Consider the following 20,337-nt stretch of genomic DNA (forward strand, 5'->3'; position numbering starts at 1 on the left):
AAAGATATGTTGTAACAAAATAGCATTGAAGTTAGTTGAACTTTGTAATGTATTAATAATAACTTAAATACTTTAAAAATGAAAAAGATAATTCTAATGCCGTTCATGATTGCCTTTGCAATTACATTAAACTCTTGTAGCAGTGATAATTCTTCTTCAGAAAATTATCCATACAAAGTTCGTATGACTGATGATCCCGGACCTTATAGTGAAGTAAATGTAGATATTCGAAGTGTTCAGGTTACCGGAGCCAATGGCGAAACTGTTTCTTTGAATACGAATGCCGGAATCTATAATTTGTTAGATTTTACTAACGGTGCCGATACACTTATTGCATCCAGCACATTACACGATGCTGATGTAAGTCAAATTAGATTGATTTTAGGATCCAACAACTCTATAGTACTTGATGGTGTAACCTATCCGCTAAGTACTCCAAGTGCCGAACAATCAGGTTTAAAACTACAAGTACATCAAACCTTACAGGCTGATATTGACAACAGTATTCTTATCGATTTTGATGCTAATACTTCAGTAGTCCAAACCGGAAACGGAACCTTTAAGCTAAAACCGGTATTGAGAACAGTAGTAGCTGCCCTTTCAGGAAACATTGAAGGAAGCATTACTCCGATTGGTACATTAGCCATGGTAAGTGCCGTTTCTTCAACTGGTATCGAATATGGCAGTAATGTAGATTTTAACGGAGATTTTAGAATCACCGGATTGCCACCAGGAACATATACGGTTACGATAACACCGGTATTGCCGTTACTTCCGGTTATACAAACAGATGTTGTAGTACAAGCTGGGGTTACTACCGATATTGGTGTGGTCGTTTTTTAGAGTTTACTACTCATAACAATAAATAATTTTTGTTCTTGAATGTTGAAAAGAGATTGTCAGATATACTTGGTACTAAGAGAAAAAGTAATCTATAGCTGAGTATCGCCCTCAAAGATTAAACTGGCTCTAGGCTGCAATAAGAATTAGCTGTCAAATATTACTGTTACAATCTCTTTTTTTTCTCAAGTCCAACATTCAAAAATAAAAATTAAATGCTGTTTGCCTCAAATGACAATAGCAGTAAAAAGCACCAAAGTTTTGGTGCTTTTTTTTTAAAAAAACTATCTAATCCGGATACGTGTGAATAATACAATCTTAAGAAGTAATTGTGTAAAACGGATTGACTTGTAAGACAGTATCTTTATGGTATATCAAAATAAAACTAATAATACTTAAAAAAAATTATCATGAACAATTTACTATACACTATCGCCGTAATTCTCCTCATTTTGTGGGCTATCGGATATTTTGCTTTCAGTACCGGAGGGCTTATACACATACTGCTGCTTATTGCAGTGATTGCCGTAATATTAAGAATTATACAAGGAAGAAGACTTTAAAAACAATTAAATAATTAAATACAATTAAAATTATGAAGAATAGCAATGTTATATTAGGTGTTTTAGGTGGCGTGGCCGTTGGAGCCATAGCCGGAATCCTTTTTGCCCCTGCAAAAGGAACTAAAACAAGAAAAAGAATTATGAAAAAAGGGAATGATTACACCAAAGAACTTAAAAACAAATTTGGTGAATTGTATAATGGCATAAATACCAAATATGAAAATGTGATGGAAGATGCCAAAGAGTTTGCTTCTGATCATCAAGAGAAGTAAGCCCTTTAATACTTAACTTTTTTTAAAATACTTATGGAAAATAGCGCCGCTACGATTGAAAAGCTCTTCGAAAGAATAGAAAAGTACAGCAAGACTTCTTTTGAACTCTACAAGTACTCAGCTATTTATGAAACAGCAGCGCTATTTTCTTCTTTAGCTGTAAAATTAGTAATGACTTTAGTAGTTTTTGTTATTGCCTTACTCTTTACAGTAGCCCTATCTCTTTGGATAGGTGATATGCTGCAAAATACAGCTTATGGGTTTTTAGTTATGGGACTATTCTATGTTTTACTAGGTATATTTCTTTTTGTTTTCCGAAAAACCTGGATTAAAAAACCAGTAAGTAACTTTGTTATCCGAAGTTTTGAGCTTCCAAACCATAATAAATAGTCTGATGAAAACCCCAGAAGAAAAAGACTTCCTGATGGAACGCATTATAGCCCTGGAAATCAAGCAAAAGGTCGAGTTAGAACTACTCAAACTGCAGTTTCACAGTACGGTCGAGCAGTTAAATCCGTTGTACTTCATAAAAAACAGCTTTAAACAACTTACGGCTGCCCCTGAAATAAAATCAGGTTTATTGGACAGCGCTGTTAACATGACATCTCAATATTTAACCCGAAATCCATTTCTGGGTCGTTTCCAAAAACCCATAAAAAATATACTCGGAAATGTATTGATGACGGTATTAAATAAACTAAGTCCCAAAAAAGAACCGCAACATTAAATGTTAAAATCGAAAGTACTACCAGCAAACGGAATCGAAGAAAAACAAAGCAAATTAGATCTTTTGTATTGCATCGTATTTCTTATTTCCTATCTTTCTTTAAAAGCCATAATCGATGGCAACCATTTCGTATGGGAAGCATTCACACAGAAGACAAATACCACTATATAAAAACTCCTCAGCAATGGGGAGTTTTCATTTAAGAAAAAAGAAGCAAGAGAAAAGAAGCAAGAGGATTTACAATAAATAAACGTTCTCTGTATCCTAAACCTAACCAATCTTTTCTCTTGCTTCTTGCCTCTTGTTTCTTGTCTCGCCTCTTTCGTCTGTGAATTATACAAACCTTGCACATTATAGTAGAACAATCCAAAAAAACAATAGCGCCACCTTTGTAATGTTGTGAAACCTAATTCACGGCATTAAATATATTAATATGAAAAAGACACTTTTAATTGCATCGATTATTGTTTTCGGAATTACATTAAATTCCTGTAGTAAAGATTCTGACGACTCTGGACAGTATGCGTACAAGGTACGTATGACAGATGCACCAGGACCTTATGACGAGGTGAACATTGATTTACAGGCTGTAGAAGTAATAGGAAGTAACGGACAAACTATTACCTTAAATACTACTGCAGGCATTTACAATCTTTTGGATTTATCTAATGGTATTAGCACCATCATTGCTACAAGTGATTTAGGAGATGTTAAAGCATCGCAAATCAGATTGCTATTGGGTACCAATAATACCCTTAAATTAAATGGTATTTCTTATCCGTTAGCTACCCCAAGTGCTGACCAAACGGGTTTGAAAATTAATGTAACACAAACATTAAACGAAAACGTAGAAAATAACATCTTAATTGATTTTGATGCCAACACATCAATAGTAGAAACAGGAGTTGGAACTTACAAATTGAAACCGGTCCTAAGAACTATAGTGGCTACAACCACCGGAAGTATCCAGGGAACCATCACTTCAGTGGGCTCAAAAGCTACGGTAACGGCTACTTCAGCTTCAAACGTAGTGTACTCGAGTACGGTGAATGCTGCAGGTCAGTTTCAAATTTCAGGACTTCCTGCCGGAAACTATACGTTTACTGCAACGCCTAAATTGCCGGCACTTCCGGTAACACAAGTGAATGTTACTGTATCAGTTGGTGTAACTACAAATATTGGTGTTATCAATCTATAAACTTTTTTAAGTTCTGTGGTCTAGCGTACTAGGGGTATTCAAACCCAGAACGTAGAAGAAACTGTCTGTGAAGCAATTTGCAGATGGTTTTTTTTTTAGAAAAAAGAGGAAAGAAGAAAGAACATATACAATAAGAAGACGTAAGTACTATTTTAGACATCATAAATCTTTTCTCTTGCCTCTTGCTTCTTTTCAATATCTGTGAATCATGCAATACCAATCTAGAATACTATAAATGAAACGGTTAGCCATTTTGTAAATTTACAGAAACAATAGAAATTATGACTCCTGAAACTTTACCTCCGCTACACACCTTTAGTGAAGAAATGGAAACGGAACTGCTCCCGACCATTCCTTTAGACGATACTGCTGATATTTCTCCAACCGATGAGGAAATCGATTACGAAACGCTTCGTGTATTTTACGGTTCAGGATTTTAAAACAAACTATATATGATATTACTAATACTCCTCACCGCGGCTTTTGCAGCCACTGCCCTAAAGACTATTTTTAGCTATGTTACCGCACAGCTGTTCCACCAACCCTATCAAGAACCCTATCTTTTGTCCGCTTTGGTTCGCCATTTTAATGTCAGCGATACCAAAACGAACCGATATATAGGCGTAGGCATTCAATATGTCCTGGGGCTATTGTGTGTCATTGGCTTTCAGGCGATGCTCAACACCGGATTGATGACACTTTCCTATGACAGCATACTGATTTACGGATCATTAATCGGAATTCTCAGCATGATAGGCTGGCTGTTTATATTTATGCAGGCCAGAAGCAAACCACAGATGAATGTTTATGGTTATTACACCCAGCTTTTTATGGCGAATATTGTCTTTGCTTTTACTATGGCGGGCTGTTATATGATTATTTGAAAAAGAAGCAAGAAGAAAGAAGCAAGAAGAAAGAGCGTTTGCAATGAGTAGACGTTAGTTCTATTTTAGACGATACCTATCTTGTTTCTTGCTTCTTGCTTCTTCATTTCTTAATCTAGGTTAAGTGCTCCTCTTAAACGCTCATCATACCTTTGTACTATCAAAATGAATATAACAATTTAAAAAATAATACAATGACAAAATCAACATGGGCTATTGACCCAACACACTCAGAAATTGGCTTTAAAGTAAAACACATGATGTTTACCAATGTTTCAGGTAAATTTGATCAGTTCGATGCGCTAATTGAAAACGAAGATGATGCTTTCGAAACTTCAAAAATTGACTTTACCGCTCAGGTGAATTCTGTTAATACCGGAAATGCCGACCGTGATAATCATTTGAGAAGTGCCGATTTCTTTGATGTAGATAACTTTGCTACACTTACTTTTAAAAGTACAGGGGTACAAAAATTAAATGAAGGTGCATTCCAAATTACAGGTGACTTAACTATTAAGGATGTTACTAAAAGTATAACATTGGAAACCGAATACAGTGGACAGATGAAAGATCCATGGGGAAATACAAAAATCGGACTTTCAGTAAATGGTAAAATCAACCGTAAGGACTTTGGATTAACATGGAACGCAGCATTAGAAACTGGCGGTGTATTGGTTGGTGAAGATATTAAACTGGTTGCTGAAATTCAGTTTGTAAAACAATAAGAATAGAGTATAAAAATAGATGTTAGGTTGATTGAAAACCGTTTGCAAATAATACTGTAGGCGGTTTTTTTATATAAAAAAAGCCCCGGACATCACTCCGGGGCCCAACAAAAACCTAATCACATCCATCACTCGCATAAGCCGCCTAACCCGCGGTACAGCATTTAATTGGATATCTCTTGTTTTTAGTGTGCCATTATCGATTTATCAAAAAATCGTTTACTGTATTCATTTTTATAAATATGTTTCCATCGCTTATGGCTCCACAGATAATTCTCAGGATGACTCTTAATTGTATCCTCCAGTTTCTCTGTGAAAATTGCCGTAAGTATTCCCGTTTTGTACTGTTGGGTAAAATCAAAAACAGGTGTCAATACAAACTTGTAATGCCCTCGCTCCTCTCTGATTATTTCTGCAAAAAGCAGCGGCGTCTTGTGCGAGGCAGTATACAATTCGGTGCCACTGATAAAGGCAGTTGGCTGCGATAAAAAAGACGTCCAGAAACTCTTCATTGGTTTGTTCGGATTCTGATCCGCTACCAATACCAATACATGTTGTTTATCAGCATACGCCTCCATTTCTTTTTTCATATTCATGGATGATACCATTTTAGAACCAAAGCGGCTTCTTATCTTCAACATCAAATTATTGAATGATTTACTCGATATAGGTTTATAGGCTACAACAACATTCGTATTTTTAAATGCCGAGGCTACATGTGCATTAGCCCATTCCCAATTGAACTGGTGTCCAAGATATACATGACAACTTTGATTGGTTGCCAATATCTTTTCAAGTTCAGAATAGTCAGCCGTAATATGTTGCCTTAACTCCTGTTCGGTCATCGTCAATAACTTTAAGGTTTCAATAAAGTGGTCGCAAAAGTTCTTATAGAATCTTTTTTCAATAGCCAGCCGTTCGGTTTCATCAAGATAATGGAACGACCTGTCGATATTGGCTTTCACAACCTTACGACGGTATTTGAAAACATGGTACAATAAATAAGCAAACACATCCGATATGACGTATAAAATACGCAGCGGAATCAGTGAGATTGGATAAAGCAATAAGTTGATCATTCTTATATATGGTTTAGGTTATCGGTTTAAAATCAATTGGCAAAAACGGTATCTATATCAAAGCCATGAAATTCTTCTTCTACACTTTCGGCTTGCGTTTCTTCCTGCTGATTTTCGTTTGTGTATTCTAGTTCTGAATTGCAATCACTGCTAATCACACAAATCAAATGTTCTAAGAGGGTTGTATTTTTCATATCGTTGTTAGTTTGGTTGTTATTTTTAATCTTTTTCTTTACTCTTTCTTCTTTTTTCTTTACTCCCATCCGCCACCTAACGCACGATATAACTCTACATTAGATGACAATCTTTCTTTTTGAATGGCAGCCAATTCTAATTCTGCCTGCAAAAGATTACCCTGTGCATTGTTTACCTCATAATAGGTAGCCATACTGCTTCTGAAAAGCAAATTAGCATTGCTAACCGCTTTGGTAAGTGTTGCTACTCTTTGACTGGCAAGTGTGAATTGTTCTTTTTGTTTTTCAATTTTTACTAAAGCATTAGCCACTTCACCAACCGCAACCAAAACAGTCTGTCTGAATTGTATCGCTGCCTGGTCACGCTCTAGTTTGGCAACTTCGTATTGGGTGCGCAGTCTTTTTCCATTCAATAGCGGAGCGGTAAGACCTCCGGCAACCGAACCAAATAGTGATGCCGGTATCGTAAACCAATTACTCGACTCAAAGGCATTAACTCCGCCGGCAGCCGTAATGCTTAATGAAGGATACAAGCTCGCTTTGGTAATTCCAACTCGGGCATTGGCAGCTTTTAAAGCCAACTCCGCACTTTTCACATCAGGTCTTTTACTTAACAATTGTGACGGAACTCCAACAGCAAGGTTTTCCTTTACTATGATGGCTTCCAACTTACTTGCTCTTTCCTTAGCATCCGGAAAAGTCCCCGACAATACACTCAATCCGTTTTCCTGAAGCTGGATGTTTTTTTCCAATTCCGGGATCAATTGAGCTGCAATCAGTCTTTGTGCTTCGGTTTGTTCTTTGGCTAACAAGGTAACCTGCCCTGCTTCATACTGTAGGTTTACGGCAAAAAGGGTGCTGTCATTCAGCTCTAGTGTTTTTTTGGCAATCGCCAATTGCGCATCCAGCATCAGCAAATCATAGAAACCTTTTGAAACGTTGGCAACAATTACTGTCTGTAATGCTTTCTTCGCTTCGGCTGTCTGAAGGTAAGCTGCCTGTGCGGCTTTTTTACGGTTTCTGATTTTACCCCAAATATCGGCTTCCCAAGATAAATTTAATCCTGCCGAATAGTCATCCACATGGTGTTGTCCTAAGGCTTGTTGAATGTTAATCCCATTAAAACTGTTATCCGAAAGCCGTGTACTTGATGCATTTACAGCAGCATTCAATTGCGGAACGTTGCCCCATTTACTTTGTTTGAACTGCTTGTTGGCAATCTCGATATTCTTATCGGCAATTTGCAAATCGTTATTTTTTGCCAAGGCGCCGTCGATTAGTTTTACCAAATCGGTTTCCTCAAAAAAGGATTTCCATTTGATGTCAGCTATAGTTGTGGTGTCGCTAACCGTTGTGTTTCTGTAAGTTCCGGGAACCTCAGCTTTTTGCTTTTCCTGGGCAAATGCTGTGAAGCTGGCCATTACAGCCAACATCACTACACTCGCTTTTATATATTGTATCATAATCTGATTATTTTTTTACTATTGGTATAAATTATACTTGTTCACGTTTTTCGTTATTAATAACCGCCAATGGCTTACCCGTTACCAACTCTTGTAAATACTGGAACGTAATGAACAGCACCGGGATGATAAAGATTCCTAAGATTACTCCTGAAACCATTCCACCTGCCGCACCAATACTAATTGAGTGGTTACCCAATGCCGATGGTCCTGTAGCGCGCATCATTGGCGTAAGCCCAACAACAAAAGCAAAAGATGTCATGATAATTGGTCGCAAACGTAACTTGGCTGCTTCTAAAGCTGATGCTAATAATGATTTCCCTGCTTTTCTTCTTTGCACTGCATATTCTACAATCAGAATCGCATTTTTAGCCAGCAATCCGATAAGCATGATTAAGGCAACCTGTACATAAATATTGTTCTCAATTCCCGTTAAGCCAATCGCTGCAAATACTCCGAAGATTCCTGTTGGTATCGATAATAATACCGCCATCGGAAGTATATAACTTTCGTATTGCGCTGCCAATAAGAAGAATACAAACAACAAACTCAATCCGAATATCAAGGCCGATTGTCCTGAAGATTCTATTTCTTCTTTAGTCAAGCCAGAGAATTCAATGGTATAGCCTTTTGGCAACTTGGTTTCGGCAACTTCCTGTACCGCTTTGATGGCAGCACCTGAACTAAACCCTGGTTTGGCAATGGCATTAACTCCAATAGAATTAAACAGATTGTAACGCGAAGCCGTTTCTGAACCATTGATAGGTTTCATTTTTACCAGCGAAGCTATAGGCACCATTTCACCATGTCTGTTTTTGACAAAAATGTTATTCATAGATTCTACACTGGTTCTTGACCCAACTTCTGCCTGAACCATGACACGGTAGTATTTTCCGAATCGATTGAAATCTGACGCCTGAGCACTACCGTAATAGGTTTGCATCGTTTGGAGAATATCTCTAACATTCACACCCAATTGTTCGGCTTTTACATCATCCACTTCCATTTCGAGTTGTGGGTAATCGGCTTTGAAACTTGTAAAGGCAAATGCAATCTCAGGTCGTTTCATCAACTCGCCAATAAAGGCATTGCTCACACCACTAAATTTGCTGATGCTTTCGCCTGTTTTATCTTTTAAGACAATATCCAAAGCGTCAACATTACTAAAACCAGGAACGGTTGGGAAAGTAAACACAAAGAAATTTGCTCCTTTTATGCCGGAAAGTCTGCCACGCACATCATTCATAATATCATTGATATCCTCATGCTCTCCGCGCTCTTTTGCAGGTTTCAGCAATATGAAAGCCACTCCCGCCGAAGCACTGGTTGAAGATGTCAGCATATTAAAACCTGAAATGACATTCAATACTTTTTTAGATGGCAGGTTCCCTAAGCTTCCTTCTACTTCTTTCATTACATTTTTAGTTCTTTCCAAAGAAGCACCTGCCGGCATTGAAAGCGAAATAGCAATAAACCCTTGGTCTTCCGAAGGTATAAATCCGGTAGAAGTCGTTTTTACCATATAAACGGTTGCCACGATTACGACAGCCAATCCACCAAAACTCACCCACTTGTTTTTGATTAAAAAGCGTAAGCTGTTGATGTATTGATTGGTTAATTTGGTAAAACCACTATTGAAACCAACAAAGAATTTCTCTTTAAAGTTTTTAGGCTTAGCTTCTCCATGATGGTGATCATCATGAGGTACATCTTTTAAGAATAAAGCCGCCAGTGCCGGACTTAACGTCAACGCATTTATTGCTGAAATCACAATGGCGATTGCCAGGGTAAAAGCAAACTGACGGTAGAAAACCCCTGTTGAGCCTTCCATAAATCCAACCGGTAGGAACACCGCCGACATTACTAAAGTAATCGAGATAATCGCACCTGTAATTTCGCTCATCGCTGAGGTAGTAGCCGCTTTGGCAGACAACCTTTTACTGTGCATTTTTTCGTGAACGGCTTCGACGACGACTATCGCATCATCAACTACAATTCCGATGGCTAACACTAGGGCAAAAAGGGTTAGTAAGTTGATTGAGAATCCAAAGACCTGCATAAAAAAGAAGGTTCCCAATATAGAAACCGGAACCGCAATCGCCGGAATTAAAGTTGCTCTAAAATCCTGAAGGAATAAAAACACTACAATAAATACCAATATAAAGGCTTCAATCAAAGTATGCTCTACCTGTGCAATAGATAAATCTAAAGAGTCTTTGGTGTTATACAGAATAAGGTGTTTTACATCTTTCGGAAAATCTTTAGAGGCTTTTTCCATCATGGCTTTAATCGCAATCTGAACATCGCTTGAATTCGAACCCGGCAATTGGAAAATACCAATATTCAATCCTGATTTACCATCAATACGTGTGCTGCTTCCATAAGTGTATGAACCAAACTCCACTCGGGCAACGTCTTTTAATCGAAGTACAGAACCATCTGCATTGGAATGAATTACAATGTTTTCATAGTCCAATGGCTTGTTCAATTTTCCTTTGTATTTAATTACATATTCAAAAGCTTCTTTGCTCCCTTCTCCAAATCGTCCCGGTGCTGCTTCAAGATTTTTGTCCTGAATGGCTGCCAAAACTTCCTGAGAGCTTAGCTTATAACTTGCCATTTTGGAAGGATTCAACCAAACACGCATCGAATAATCCTTATTACCTCCAAAAATAAAAGCCTGTCCTACTCCGGGAATTCTTTTAATATCAGGGATAATGTTTATCTGCGCATAATTGTTCAAAAAGGTTTGATCGTATTGTTTTTCATTCTCGGTGTATAAATCAACTACCATCAACAAACTGTTTTGTTTTTTGGTAGTCTGTATTCCCGCCTGAACTACTTCCGTAGGCAATTGGCTTGTGGCTTGTGATACTCTGTTCTGTACGTTTATGGCTGCCTGGTCTGGGTCGGTGCCCAATTTAAAGTTTACCGTAATAACCAAGGATCCATCATTACTGGCGGTCGAGCTCATATAGCTCATATTCTCCACTCCGTTAATGGCTTCTTCTAGTGATGGTGCTACCGAACGCAATACCGTTTCGGCATTAGCTCCCGGATAAAGGGCAACTACTTGTATTGATGGTGGCGCAATATCGGGGAATTGTTGCAACGGAAGGGCTTTTAACCCAATGAATCCGAGGATAACAATAAGTATAGCGATGACTGTTGACAGCACTGGTCTGTCAATAAATTTTTGTAACATGATTAAGATTTTTTTTCCGCTGCGCTCCAAACAATTCGGCTACGCCTCGGGTGTTGTTAGATGTTGATTATAATTTGGCTACTGCTTTTTTAGCGGCTTCTGGAACTATAGTAGCGCCATCAGGTAAGTTTTCAAAACCTTTAAGTACGATTCGGTCTCCCGTAGCAATGCCTTCACTGATTAAATAATCGGTACCGCTTTTTCCTGACACCACAACTGGCTGTCTGGCTACCGCGTTCTTTTTATCTACAAGGAATACATATACCTTATCCTGAATTTCTATTGTTGCATCTTGTGGAATCACAATGGCATTCTGATGGCTGATGCTGATTTTTACCTTTCCTGTATTTCCCGAACGTAACAAACCGTTGGCATTTGGGAATTTGGCTCTCAATGTAATAGCGCCCGTTGTTTTGTTAAACTGACCATCTATCATATCAATCTTTCCTAGTTGTGGATAAACCGTATCATCTGACAATACCAACGATACCGGAGCTAATCCTTTCAGTTTATCATTAAGGGAATTCCCTTTGTACTGCGATTTAAAGTTGATGAAATCATTTTCACTCAAAGAGAAATAAGCATATACCTCTTTGATATCCGAAAGTGTCGTCAATGCTTCAGGGTCAGCCTGGCTGATTAAGCTGCCTTGTTTTTTTGGAAGTCTTCCAATGTAACCACTAACAGGAGCTTTTATAATAGTATAGCCCAAATTAATCTGCGCTGTTCCTACCACCGCTTTTGATTGTGCTACCGTTGCTTTCGCGATAGCTAAATTAGCTTTGGCTGTTTTTAACTGATAGTCAGATACCACTTTGTTGGCTACTAAAGGTGTTAGTTTTTCTACTTCCAACTGGGCGTTGATTACGGCTGCTTCTGCCGCATTCAAACTTGCCGTAGCATTGTTGTATTGCTGACGGTACGGATTGTCATTAATTTTAAACAAAGGCTGTCCTGCTGTTACATAGGCTCCTTCATCCACATAGATTTTATCCAATGTTCCACTTACCTGTGGACGGATTTCAACATCTGTTTTTCCTTGTATGGCTACAGGATATTCAGTGTCGGTGCTGGCTGAAGCATAAGCCACATCCATAACCGGTAAGGTTGCCGGAGCAGGTGCCGGAGCGCCCGCATTTTTATCGGCACAGCTCGCTAAGAATAGAGCAACTAGGCTCAAAGTAATAATTGACTTCATAAGATTAGATTTTGTTGTTAGTATTGATTGTTTCTGTTGATTTCGTGTTTTCATAAGAATAGAGTTGTTAGTTATTGATGCTTGTTAACTTCTTAATTCTGAAACGATTGTTCCAGAATTAAAGCTGTTTTTAAAAAATAATATACTTTTTCCACACATTCATTTTTGAAATGATTGTTCCAGAATTAGTGTTAAAAAAAAGTATTAACGGGTAATACTTTTAATAAGGTATTCAGACATTTTCTTTATAATGATTGGATCCTGGTTTAATATAAAAGCCTGTTTCCATCCGGTAAATGTCGTCATGATATATTCTGCCAATAAAGACGCTTCTTCTCTGCCATCCAACTCTTTGTCGTCTATTGCTTTTTGGATTATGTCTGTCAATAGCTTCAGGTACAATTCACCATTTTTCATTAAGACATTTCTAACCTCAGCATCTTCGGGTGCTATTTCAAAAACGGTTTTGATACCCAAACATCCTCTTTCAGAATCGACTACCCAGGCTGCCTTATCACGAATGATATTGATTAACGCCTGTAACGCTGATTTTTCCTTAGCAACCTTTTCCTTGGTTTCCTTTAATGCAGCTTCGGCATAAACGGTAACACATTTTATAAATAAACAGTGTTTGTCACCAATGGTATTGTATAAACTGCTTCGGTTAATCTGCATGGCGTCTACTAAATCCTGCATTGAAGTACCGTGATAGCCTTTTTCCCAAAAGACGTTCATTGCTTTTTCAATAATCTCACATTCATTAAATTCAACACTGCGTGCCATGGTATTCAAATTTCTGGGACAAAGATATAATTAATTTTGAAACGATTGTTCCAGAATTAACTTTTTTTTACAATTATTTTTTAAATTCTGCAGAAAGCCAGTGAAATTAAGGGGTTAAGGATAAAAAGAAAATAGATGAAGAGATGACTTACGTCAGTTCGAGTGTTTTTTGTGAAACAAAGTGGAGCAAAAAATGTATCGAGAACCCTCACTTTACGCAAAGCTTCTCGATACTATTTTTAAACTCGTGAACTATCGTTCCCAATTTTAAAAATCACTCGAAGTGACGAATGTAGAAATACTAACTCACCGTAACCGCCCCCAAATACACACTCGTCGCATAACTTTTCCCCGTTGCTGAAGCAAACGTAATCCAAACCTGCACTTCCAACCCTGAGAAATAAGCAGGCAATGTTAGCGTAACTGTTCCGGCATCACGGGTAGCGGCATTACCATTGGTATAATAAATATCCTCCATCGGAGAATACAACACCACTACCAGTTGATCTGTAGCTTTGGCACTACCCTGCTCAGAGTTGTTTTCCCAGGTAAACTTAATTTCCCCCGGAGACGAACTCGAAGCCGCAGGGTTTTGAACACCCAACAAATCCCCTTTGCTTATCTGCACCTTGTCGAACAGGATTTCAAAGTTGGGGTCAACATAGGTTACGGCATCCTTCATGTGATAGGACATCGCCTGGTTTCTGCGGGTAAGCTCCCCACTACCCGACCCATAATACAATGAGAGTACATTGCTGATGGGAGTTAAAAAATTGCTTACCGCGGTAAACTTCTCGCGCTGCAACAGCTGCGTCTCGGTTGGCGTACGATCTGTCTTTTTTGGCAGTGAACGCATCACGTCTTTACCGCGCCAGTTGGCACCAACCACTGTACCAACTTTTCCTGAAAATGGGCCAAGTATGCCCTTGTTGTATGTTCCCATAATTGTTACTTTTTTAGGGATTACTAAAATGATTCCTCAGCCCATTTGGTAACTGATTGGGACAAAGCTACAGTAGCCCGTTTACCACCACAACAGCCTGACACCTAGTGAACCGTATTGACACCTTATGAGTCTTTTTGACACCTACTGACTCGTTTTGACACCTTATGACACCTCAAATAGCCTTTTTTGATAACGCGCTTCGGGTGTTGTTCGGGTAACGTTCGGGTGTTGTTCGCAAAAAGGGTGGTTTTTGCGAACAACACCCGAACAATGATGGAATAAAACACGTTAAAATGTAGGTAAGTTATTAACAATTAGATGTAAGATATAGAGGATTTGATTAAGTTAGCTATTCGATAAACGTATTGTTTTTCAAATAAATAAAAAACTAATCTATGGCTCTCGACTCAAAAAGACTACGACAAGTAACCAATAACCTAAAAAAGAGTTTGGATAATTGGGATTTTAAAAAAGCAATTGCAGCTAGTAAAGATGAAACGCAAACACGGGATAACCTGATTCATACTTTTCTAAATCATTTAAACTATAAAAAAATTGACCATTATACTCACGAGTACTATGCAGACATGGCCGATAAAAAAAATAGACGTGTTGATATTGCAATTACTTTAGGTAAAAAAGACCCCGTAATGTTAGTTGAATGCAAAAGTGTAACCACGAACTTAAACGACAACCATTTTAGACAGTTGAATGAATATTGTTTATATACTCCATCAGCCAAAATTGGTATAGTCACAAATGGAATCATATACAATTTTCATGCAATTGATATCAAACAAAAGAAAGGATTAAATCCAAAGCCCTTCTTTACATTCAACTTATTGACATATGAAACGGCTGATATAGAAAAGTTAGCATTATTTAATCATCAAAATCTTGAAATAAAAGATATTCTAGTCGAAGCGGAAGATATTTATTTTCTGGATGAATTTGATAACGCTCTTTATCAAACCTTATCTAATCCGAGTGATGATTTGGCTAAACTGATTTATAAAAACATGGGCGGTCAACGCTCCTCTGATAAAATACTTAACCAGATAAAACTATTAGTAAATTCTGTTTCTATTAAAACTGCATTAGATAAAGTAATTAGAAAAGAAATTGCTGATTCAAATTCAGGTATTATTACTACTGATGAAGAAATTAAAGCTTACAATGTTGTAAAAACAATTTTAGCAATGTCAACCAAGATCAAGGAACCTCAACTCACGAGAATTAAATTTCGTGATATGAAAAATAAATTTGCAATTATAGTTGATGAAAATCAGACCAAAAATATATGTTCATTTGTCTTTAAGGAAAAAGTAAAAACTATTGAAATCAATGGCTTTCGCTATGATTTAGAAGAAGTAACTGTTGCATCAATCACAAAATTGAAGAAAGAGTTATTAGATTCTGCTTTGAATAACTTGGGATTGATAGTTTAAATCAATAGCAACTGAACCAAGCCACTGAACATAGTGTACAATTAGTTATTAAATTAAGGAATTGAATCTAAGGATTGAAAAATATTTAAAATATGTTTAAAGGCACCGATTTTTTGCAATCAGTAAAGACAATAAAATCACTTGAGGAATACATTATTCATATTGACTTTGCTAGTCAAGAAATTTTTAAATCAAATAAAATTTGGTTTCGTGGGCACGCAAATAAAAACTACAAACTAATACCAAGTATTTTTAGGACAAAAGAGTATTCAATTGAATCTGAAAAAAATCTAACAGAGGAATTTCTTGATAAAGCAAAAGGGTTTATTGCAGGTCAAACTTTTGATAACAATGAATGGTATTTCCTTATGCAACATTTTGGTTTAAAAACAAGGCTCTTAGATTGGACTGAAGGTTACTTATTTGCATTATTTTTTTCATTAAAACTCAATAAAGGAGATAATCCATTTATTGATCCTTGCATATGGATTATTAATCCTGAAGAATTAAATATGTTGTCATTAAATAAAACAGTAATTATCCGAACTAATGATGATTTGAATAAAACATTAATTTCGGAATATTTAAATTTTCAGAATCAGAAAGAAGAATTACCAATTGCAATTTCCCCAACATATTCAAACGAACGTGTTTTACGTCAAAAGGGATGCTTCACACTTCACAGTGGGAACACAACAATAAACTCAGTTTATAAAAAATATAGGTCAAAAAAAATTGTTAAAATCAACATTTCATACAAAGAGCGTAGTCAGATGTTAGAACAATTAAAATTAGCAGGAATAAGCGAATCATCAATTTTTCCAGACTTGGAAGGGTTATCAAGAGAATTGAATTCTAAGTATAAATTCTAACTACAGTCCCACTCCAGATGTCGCGAAATTACATTCCCTGATAAACATGCTTTTGTGATAAAAGTATTTTCTGTAACTTTGTGTAAACATACTAATCAAAAAACTTAAAAACATAAAATATGGGAAAATTCGTGATTACCAAAAGAGCAAATGGTGAGTTTCAGTTCAACCTGAAAGCCGGTAACGGTCAAACTATTTTAACAAGTGAAGGTTATTCCTCAAAAGCAGGTTGTACCAATGGTATAGAGTCAGTTAAAAAGAACGCAACTGATGATAACCGTTATGACAGAAAAACATCATCAAACGGTAAGCCTTATTTTAATTTAACGGCTACCAACGGACAGATTATAGGCAGCAGTGAAATGTATGAAAGCATCGCTTCAAGAGATAATGGTATTGAATCGGTAAAGAGTAATGCACCATCGGCAGATGTTGATGACCAAAGCTAATGGCTTTTTAAAGCATCTAAATAAAAAAGCGAAAGACTCACATCTTTCGCTTTTTTTTATGACTCCCCTATTATTACCTAACACTCATGAAAGCTTTAGAGAAAAAAAGAAAGAATAAAGAAGCAAGAGAAAAGATTGATAAGGTTTACAATAAAGCGAAAGTCTATTCATTGTGAATACTCTTTCTTCTTGCTTCTTGCCTCTTTGCTTTTTTTAAGCCGTTTTAAAATAGTGCTCTAACACACTTGCCAAACGAATACCGGCATCCAATAATTGCGTTTTGATAATAGGATATACCGCATCTACATAACGGTCATCAACCTTGGTACCTGCCGTATAGGCTTCCTTTAGATACCCTCTTGACTGTTTTGCCCAGCCTATTACATCTATTTTCTGTACGGCTGCCAATGCCTCCGGGCTGTATTTTTTGCTGTTCAGCACCTCCGATAATGTAGTTGCCTTGTATTCAATAATCTTTGAATCCCACGTAGAATGAAGGTTGGTTCCCTGACTTCCCATAAAGTTAAGCTGCACAGTATTCCCACCCTTATCAGAAAGATACCCCACGTGAAGCGGCTGGTGTAAATCGCCTATAAGATGGAACAGTAACAATATCCTTCTTTTGATTTCGGCCTGCGATAAGGTTTCCTTGTGGTCGAGTTCCTTTAAGATGCGGTTTAAGATGATGACAATATTGTCGCCTTCAGCCGGTGTCGTAGCCCCTTTTTCAATATTGATATAATGCCATGGTTTCATATAATCGTTTGCAGAGTCGCTTTTGATGGCATCCATCCAGTTACCTGCCTCCTCAAGGCTCATGCCATCAAGGTATTGCATGACGTTCTTTCTGGTGCTTTCATTCATATAGTTAAAGGCAACTTCGGCAACGAGTTTGTGCCCTTCGTTACCCCAGGCAAATAGTTGGGTACTGCCCAAAAGCAGTGCAACGGTCAAAACCGTTGTGGTGTAGATTCTATGTCTCATAAATTGTGGATTTATGAGGGTAAAAGTAATGGAATTACAAATGCAGGGAGTTAGTATTTTGTTAAAAAACCTTAAGAAAGAAGAAAGAGAATAGAGAATAGATAATAGACTTTAAAGCTTAAAGAGAACTAATCTATGTTCTTTGTTCTATTTTCTATTTTCTTTCTCCTTGGTCTAGCTAACGTGAGTACATGGCATCAAGGCAAAAGAAAAAAATATCGAGAACCCTCGCTTTACACAAAGCTTCTCGATACAATTTTTAAAATAAAGAACTGCGTTCTTAATTTTAAAAATCACTCGAAGTGACGACTACCAGCTTACCGTCAGTTCGAGTGGTTTTTGTGAAACGCAGTGGAACAAAAAGTGTATCGAGAACCCTTACGTAAACAGAAGCTTCTCGATATTATTTTTAAAATAAAGAACTGCGTTCTCAATTTTAAAAATCACTCGAAGTGACGTTGCAGTTCAATCATCAAACTTCTTTGACGGATCTTCCCCTTTAATAATGCTATTTACAAATTCCTGAGTAAAAAAACTCTTTGGATAAAAGTATCTTCTGCCTACTTTGTTGCAGGGTATGTCTCCATTATTGCGTAGCCGTTGTAAAGTCGACTTGCTGCAGCGGAGTAATTGCTGCATATCAAGACTGTCTAATAAAACTTCTTCTGTTTTTGTGGTGTGTAGGGCTTCAATGCGGGCTTCCAGCTCGGATAACTTCCCCATAATCATGATAAGGTACTTTTGGTTCATAAGCTAAAGTATTAATCAGGCTGTGAGACGGCAGTCCTTAGTTCTTACAAGCCAACTTACAAAAGCTGTGCCTGTAGGTTTTGGTTTATTGTAGGTTTTTTCAATCTTAAGGGAATTTTAAGAAATAGACTAATAGATGATAGACGGATAGATAATAGATAGTCTCTTTAAAGTTTAGCCTCTATAGTCTATTTTCTATCCGTCTATCATCTATTCTCTTAATTTAAAAACCTAAACCATACCAATACTCCCACTAATTTCCGTACCTTTATAAAAACCCAAAAAATGAAAGAGAAAATTTTAACCTATGCCGTGATTAGCTTTGTGCTGTTAAACATCTGGAGCTTGTATCTGTTCTTTGACTATTTCACCGAAAAGGATGAGATAATCCACAGCTTGGGCTTATTCCTCAATTTCGTATATACCGCAGTGGCAGCAGTGGTGCTTGGTGGTCTGCTATTACTTATCCGGTTGATTTTTCACTTCAGGAAGAAAGCAAATCCGGTAGAGGCTAATTTCTTTTATATACTTTCGGGCATCTTCAACGCAAACATCTTTATCATTTGGTTGATTAGTCTGTCGTTACATATTCTTGAAATTGGAACCGGAAGATTACAGGTTTGTGCTTTTTTCTCCTTACTTTTAGCTATCATTATCCTTTCAGATACCTACAAGTCGTATAAAAAAAGATAAAGGCTCAACCATCATAACAGTGTAGCTTAATATAAAAAAGCTATGCTAAAATATTTTTTGCTTTGGTTCCCCATGCTTATTCTTGCTATCATTAATGGTGCAGCAAGGGATTTATGGTATACCAAATACAGCAATGAATTGATTGCGCATCAGATATCGACGGTGTCGCTAATGTTGCTTTTAGGGATTTATATTGCTTTCGTCATTAAAAAACACCCTCCACAATCAGAAACTGAATCATTAGGTATTGGATTAGTATGGATGATGCTAACCTTAGGATTTGAATTTGGTTTTGGTCTTTACAGAGGGAATTCCTGGGCTCAATTATTGGATGCTTACAATATCACCAAAGGACATTTATGGTTATTGATTCCTATTTGGCTTGTCTTAGCTCCTTATCTATTCTTTAAACTATTGAGAACATAGAAGATCAACTTTAAAAGAACTGTCTATTATCTATTCGTCTATTATCTTTTTTCTCTTTCACTAATAAATTTAACACAAATACTATGCGTGCATAATAAATATTTTGTATCTTTGAACTTCAAAAGAAATCGATATAGTAAAATATGAAAGATAAAACTATAGATTATATCCTCCGCGCTACCTGGCAAGCCGTTGCCAGAATGTATAATGAAGAAGCTTCGAAGTTTGAAGGTTCGATGGCCATTGGTTTTGCGCTCTTAAGCATCGATAAAGAAGACGGAACACCATCTACAGCCATAAGCACCCGAATGGGAATGGAACCAACGAGTTTAACCCGTACACTAAAAACCTTAGAAGAAAAAGGCTTAATCATCAGAAAGAAAAACCCTGATGATGGTCGTGGTGTTTTGATCTACTTAACCGATTTCGGAAAAGAGATGAGAGCACAGTCTAAAGAAACGGTATTGAAATTCAATGACACTATCCGAAAGAATATATCAGAGGAAAAGCTTCAAAACTTTATGGAAGTGGCTGATGTGATTAATGAGTTGATTTCGGAAAAGAAAATATTTTAAAATAGATAATAGACGGATAGATAATAGACAATCCGCAATAAAGAGTCTCTCATCTATCATCTT

24 protein-coding genes are annotated in these 20,337 nt (G+C 37.1%); 15 read left to right on the forward strand and 9 right to left on the reverse strand.

Annotation, left to right across the window (positions count from 1 at the left end):
• The first annotated feature begins 78 nt into the window (after positions 1 to 78).
• The 9 genes from GS03_RS10075 to GS03_RS10110 all read left to right on the forward strand — a co-directional run bounded on the left by GS03_RS10075 (position 79) and on the right by GS03_RS10110 (position 5,209).
• Complete coding sequence (locus tag GS03_RS10075; protein ID WP_136152416.1) at positions 79 to 843, forward strand: DUF4382 domain-containing protein; 765 nt, start codon at positions 79 to 81, stop codon at positions 841 to 843.
• Between the two features lie 407 nt (positions 844 to 1,250).
• Positions 1,251 to 1,403, forward strand: coding sequence for a lmo0937 family membrane protein (locus tag GS03_RS10080; RefSeq protein ID WP_136152417.1), 153 nt, complete (start codon positions 1,251 to 1,253; stop codon positions 1,401 to 1,403).
• A gap of 32 nt (positions 1,404 to 1,435) precedes the next feature.
• A complete protein-coding gene (locus GS03_RS10085) occupies positions 1,436 to 1,675 on the forward strand; it encodes a YtxH domain-containing protein (protein ID WP_136152418.1) in 240 nt (79 codons plus the stop codon).
• Positions 1,676 to 1,708: 33 nt separating this feature from the next.
• Complete coding sequence (locus GS03_RS10090; RefSeq protein ID WP_136152419.1) at positions 1,709 to 2,065, forward strand: hypothetical protein; 357 nt, start codon at positions 1,709 to 1,711, stop codon at positions 2,063 to 2,065.
• Positions 2,066 to 2,069: 4 nt separating this feature from the next.
• Complete coding sequence (locus GS03_RS10095; protein ID WP_136152420.1) at positions 2,070 to 2,402, forward strand: hypothetical protein; 333 nt, start codon at positions 2,070 to 2,072, stop codon at positions 2,400 to 2,402.
• A 433-nt stretch (positions 2,403 to 2,835) separates the two neighbouring features.
• Entirely contained in the window at positions 2,836 to 3,600 is a 765-nt protein-coding gene (locus GS03_RS10100) for a DUF4382 domain-containing protein (protein ID WP_136152421.1), read from the forward strand.
• A gap of 281 nt (positions 3,601 to 3,881) precedes the next feature.
• Positions 3,882 to 4,040 (forward strand): hypothetical protein, encoded by a 159-nt coding sequence (locus tag GS03_RS13350; RefSeq protein ID WP_168710296.1) that lies wholly within the window; start codon positions 3,882 to 3,884, stop codon positions 4,038 to 4,040.
• 123 nt (positions 4,041 to 4,163) lie between these two features.
• The gene (locus GS03_RS10105; RefSeq protein ID WP_136152422.1) at positions 4,164 to 4,484 is read left to right on the forward strand and encodes a hypothetical protein; all 321 of its coding nucleotides are present in this window, start codon (positions 4,164 to 4,166) and stop codon (positions 4,482 to 4,484) included.
• A 194-nt stretch (positions 4,485 to 4,678) separates the two neighbouring features.
• The gene (locus GS03_RS10110; RefSeq protein ID WP_136152423.1) at positions 4,679 to 5,209 is read left to right on the forward strand and encodes a YceI family protein; all 531 of its coding nucleotides are present in this window, start codon (positions 4,679 to 4,681) and stop codon (positions 5,207 to 5,209) included.
• A gap of 185 nt (positions 5,210 to 5,394) precedes the next feature.
• On the opposite strand, the gene GS03_RS10115 is transcribed toward GS03_RS10110, so the two are convergent.
• The 7 genes from GS03_RS10115 to GS03_RS10140 form a co-directional block, all read right to left on the reverse strand.
• Positions 5,395 to 6,288 carry a lysophospholipid acyltransferase family protein gene (locus tag GS03_RS10115; protein WP_136152424.1) on the reverse strand — a complete coding sequence of 298 codons (894 nt, stop codon included), beginning with the start codon at positions 6,286 to 6,288 and terminating at the stop codon, positions 5,395 to 5,397.
• 32 nt (positions 6,289 to 6,320) lie between these two features.
• Entirely contained in the window at positions 6,321 to 6,482 is a 162-nt protein-coding gene (locus GS03_RS13355; protein WP_168710297.1) for a hypothetical protein, read from the reverse strand.
• A gap of 59 nt (positions 6,483 to 6,541) precedes the next feature.
• Positions 6,542 to 7,945, reverse strand: coding sequence for an efflux transporter outer membrane subunit (locus GS03_RS10120; protein ID WP_136152425.1), 1,404 nt, complete (start codon positions 7,943 to 7,945; stop codon positions 6,542 to 6,544).
• 31 nt (positions 7,946 to 7,976) lie between these two features.
• Positions 7,977 to 11,150, reverse strand: coding sequence for an efflux RND transporter permease subunit (locus tag GS03_RS10125; protein ID WP_136152426.1), 3,174 nt, complete (start codon positions 11,148 to 11,150; stop codon positions 7,977 to 7,979).
• 67 nt (positions 11,151 to 11,217) lie between these two features.
• Positions 11,218 to 12,348, reverse strand: a complete 1,131-nt coding sequence (locus GS03_RS10130; RefSeq protein WP_136152427.1) for an efflux RND transporter periplasmic adaptor subunit — start codon at positions 12,346 to 12,348, stop codon at positions 11,218 to 11,220.
• Between the two features lie 204 nt (positions 12,349 to 12,552).
• The gene (locus tag GS03_RS10135) at positions 12,553 to 13,131 is read right to left on the reverse strand and encodes a TetR/AcrR family transcriptional regulator (protein WP_136152428.1); all 579 of its coding nucleotides are present in this window, start codon (positions 13,129 to 13,131) and stop codon (positions 12,553 to 12,555) included.
• 301 nt (positions 13,132 to 13,432) lie between these two features.
• Positions 13,433 to 14,074: a DUF6266 family protein gene (locus tag GS03_RS10140; protein ID WP_317128573.1), complete on the reverse strand. Its 642-nt coding sequence runs from the start codon at positions 14,072 to 14,074 to the stop codon at positions 13,433 to 13,435.
• Between the two features lie 398 nt (positions 14,075 to 14,472).
• Between GS03_RS10140 and GS03_RS10145 the strand changes: the two genes are divergently transcribed.
• The 3 genes from GS03_RS10145 to GS03_RS10155 all read left to right on the forward strand — a co-directional run bounded on the left by GS03_RS10145 (position 14,473) and on the right by GS03_RS10155 (position 16,846).
• Positions 14,473 to 15,525, forward strand: coding sequence for a type I restriction enzyme HsdR N-terminal domain-containing protein (locus GS03_RS10145; RefSeq protein WP_136152430.1), 1,053 nt, complete (start codon positions 14,473 to 14,475; stop codon positions 15,523 to 15,525).
• Between the two features lie 92 nt (positions 15,526 to 15,617).
• Positions 15,618 to 16,397 carry an FRG domain-containing protein gene (locus GS03_RS10150; protein ID WP_136152431.1) on the forward strand — a complete coding sequence of 260 codons (780 nt, stop codon included), beginning with the start codon at positions 15,618 to 15,620 and terminating at the stop codon, positions 16,395 to 16,397.
• A gap of 119 nt (positions 16,398 to 16,516) precedes the next feature.
• On the forward strand, positions 16,517 to 16,846 hold the full coding sequence (locus GS03_RS10155) for a YegP family protein (RefSeq protein ID WP_136152432.1): 330 nt from the start codon (positions 16,517 to 16,519) through the stop codon (positions 16,844 to 16,846).
• A gap of 213 nt (positions 16,847 to 17,059) precedes the next feature.
• Here GS03_RS10155 and GS03_RS10160 read toward each other — a convergent pair whose 3' ends face one another.
• Together GS03_RS10160 and GS03_RS10165 are read right to left on the reverse strand one after the other, a co-directional pair.
• On the reverse strand, positions 17,060 to 17,830 hold the full coding sequence (locus GS03_RS10160) for a S1/P1 nuclease (protein ID WP_136152433.1): 771 nt from the start codon (positions 17,828 to 17,830) through the stop codon (positions 17,060 to 17,062).
• A 465-nt stretch (positions 17,831 to 18,295) separates the two neighbouring features.
• Positions 18,296 to 18,553, reverse strand: a complete 258-nt coding sequence (locus GS03_RS10165) for a helix-turn-helix domain-containing protein (protein WP_168710298.1) — start codon at positions 18,551 to 18,553, stop codon at positions 18,296 to 18,298.
• A gap of 312 nt (positions 18,554 to 18,865) precedes the next feature.
• Here GS03_RS10165 and GS03_RS10170 point away from each other — a divergent pair, with 312 nt between their 5' ends.
• The 3 genes from GS03_RS10170 (at position 18,866) to GS03_RS10180 (ending at position 20,274) form a co-directional block, all read left to right on the forward strand.
• The gene (locus tag GS03_RS10170) at positions 18,866 to 19,273 is read left to right on the forward strand and encodes a hypothetical protein (protein WP_136152435.1); all 408 of its coding nucleotides are present in this window, start codon (positions 18,866 to 18,868) and stop codon (positions 19,271 to 19,273) included.
• A 42-nt stretch (positions 19,274 to 19,315) separates the two neighbouring features.
• Positions 19,316 to 19,699, forward strand: a complete 384-nt coding sequence (locus tag GS03_RS10175) for a hypothetical protein (RefSeq protein WP_136152436.1) — start codon at positions 19,316 to 19,318, stop codon at positions 19,697 to 19,699.
• 143 nt (positions 19,700 to 19,842) lie between these two features.
• Positions 19,843 to 20,274 (forward strand): MarR family winged helix-turn-helix transcriptional regulator, encoded by a 432-nt coding sequence (locus GS03_RS10180; RefSeq protein ID WP_136152437.1) that lies wholly within the window; start codon positions 19,843 to 19,845, stop codon positions 20,272 to 20,274.
• The last annotated feature ends 63 nt before the right edge of the window (positions 20,275 to 20,337 follow it).

The organism is Flavobacterium sangjuense (assembly GCF_004797125.1).
Taxonomy (GTDB): domain Bacteria; phylum Bacteroidota; class Bacteroidia; order Flavobacteriales; family Flavobacteriaceae; genus Flavobacterium; species Flavobacterium sangjuense.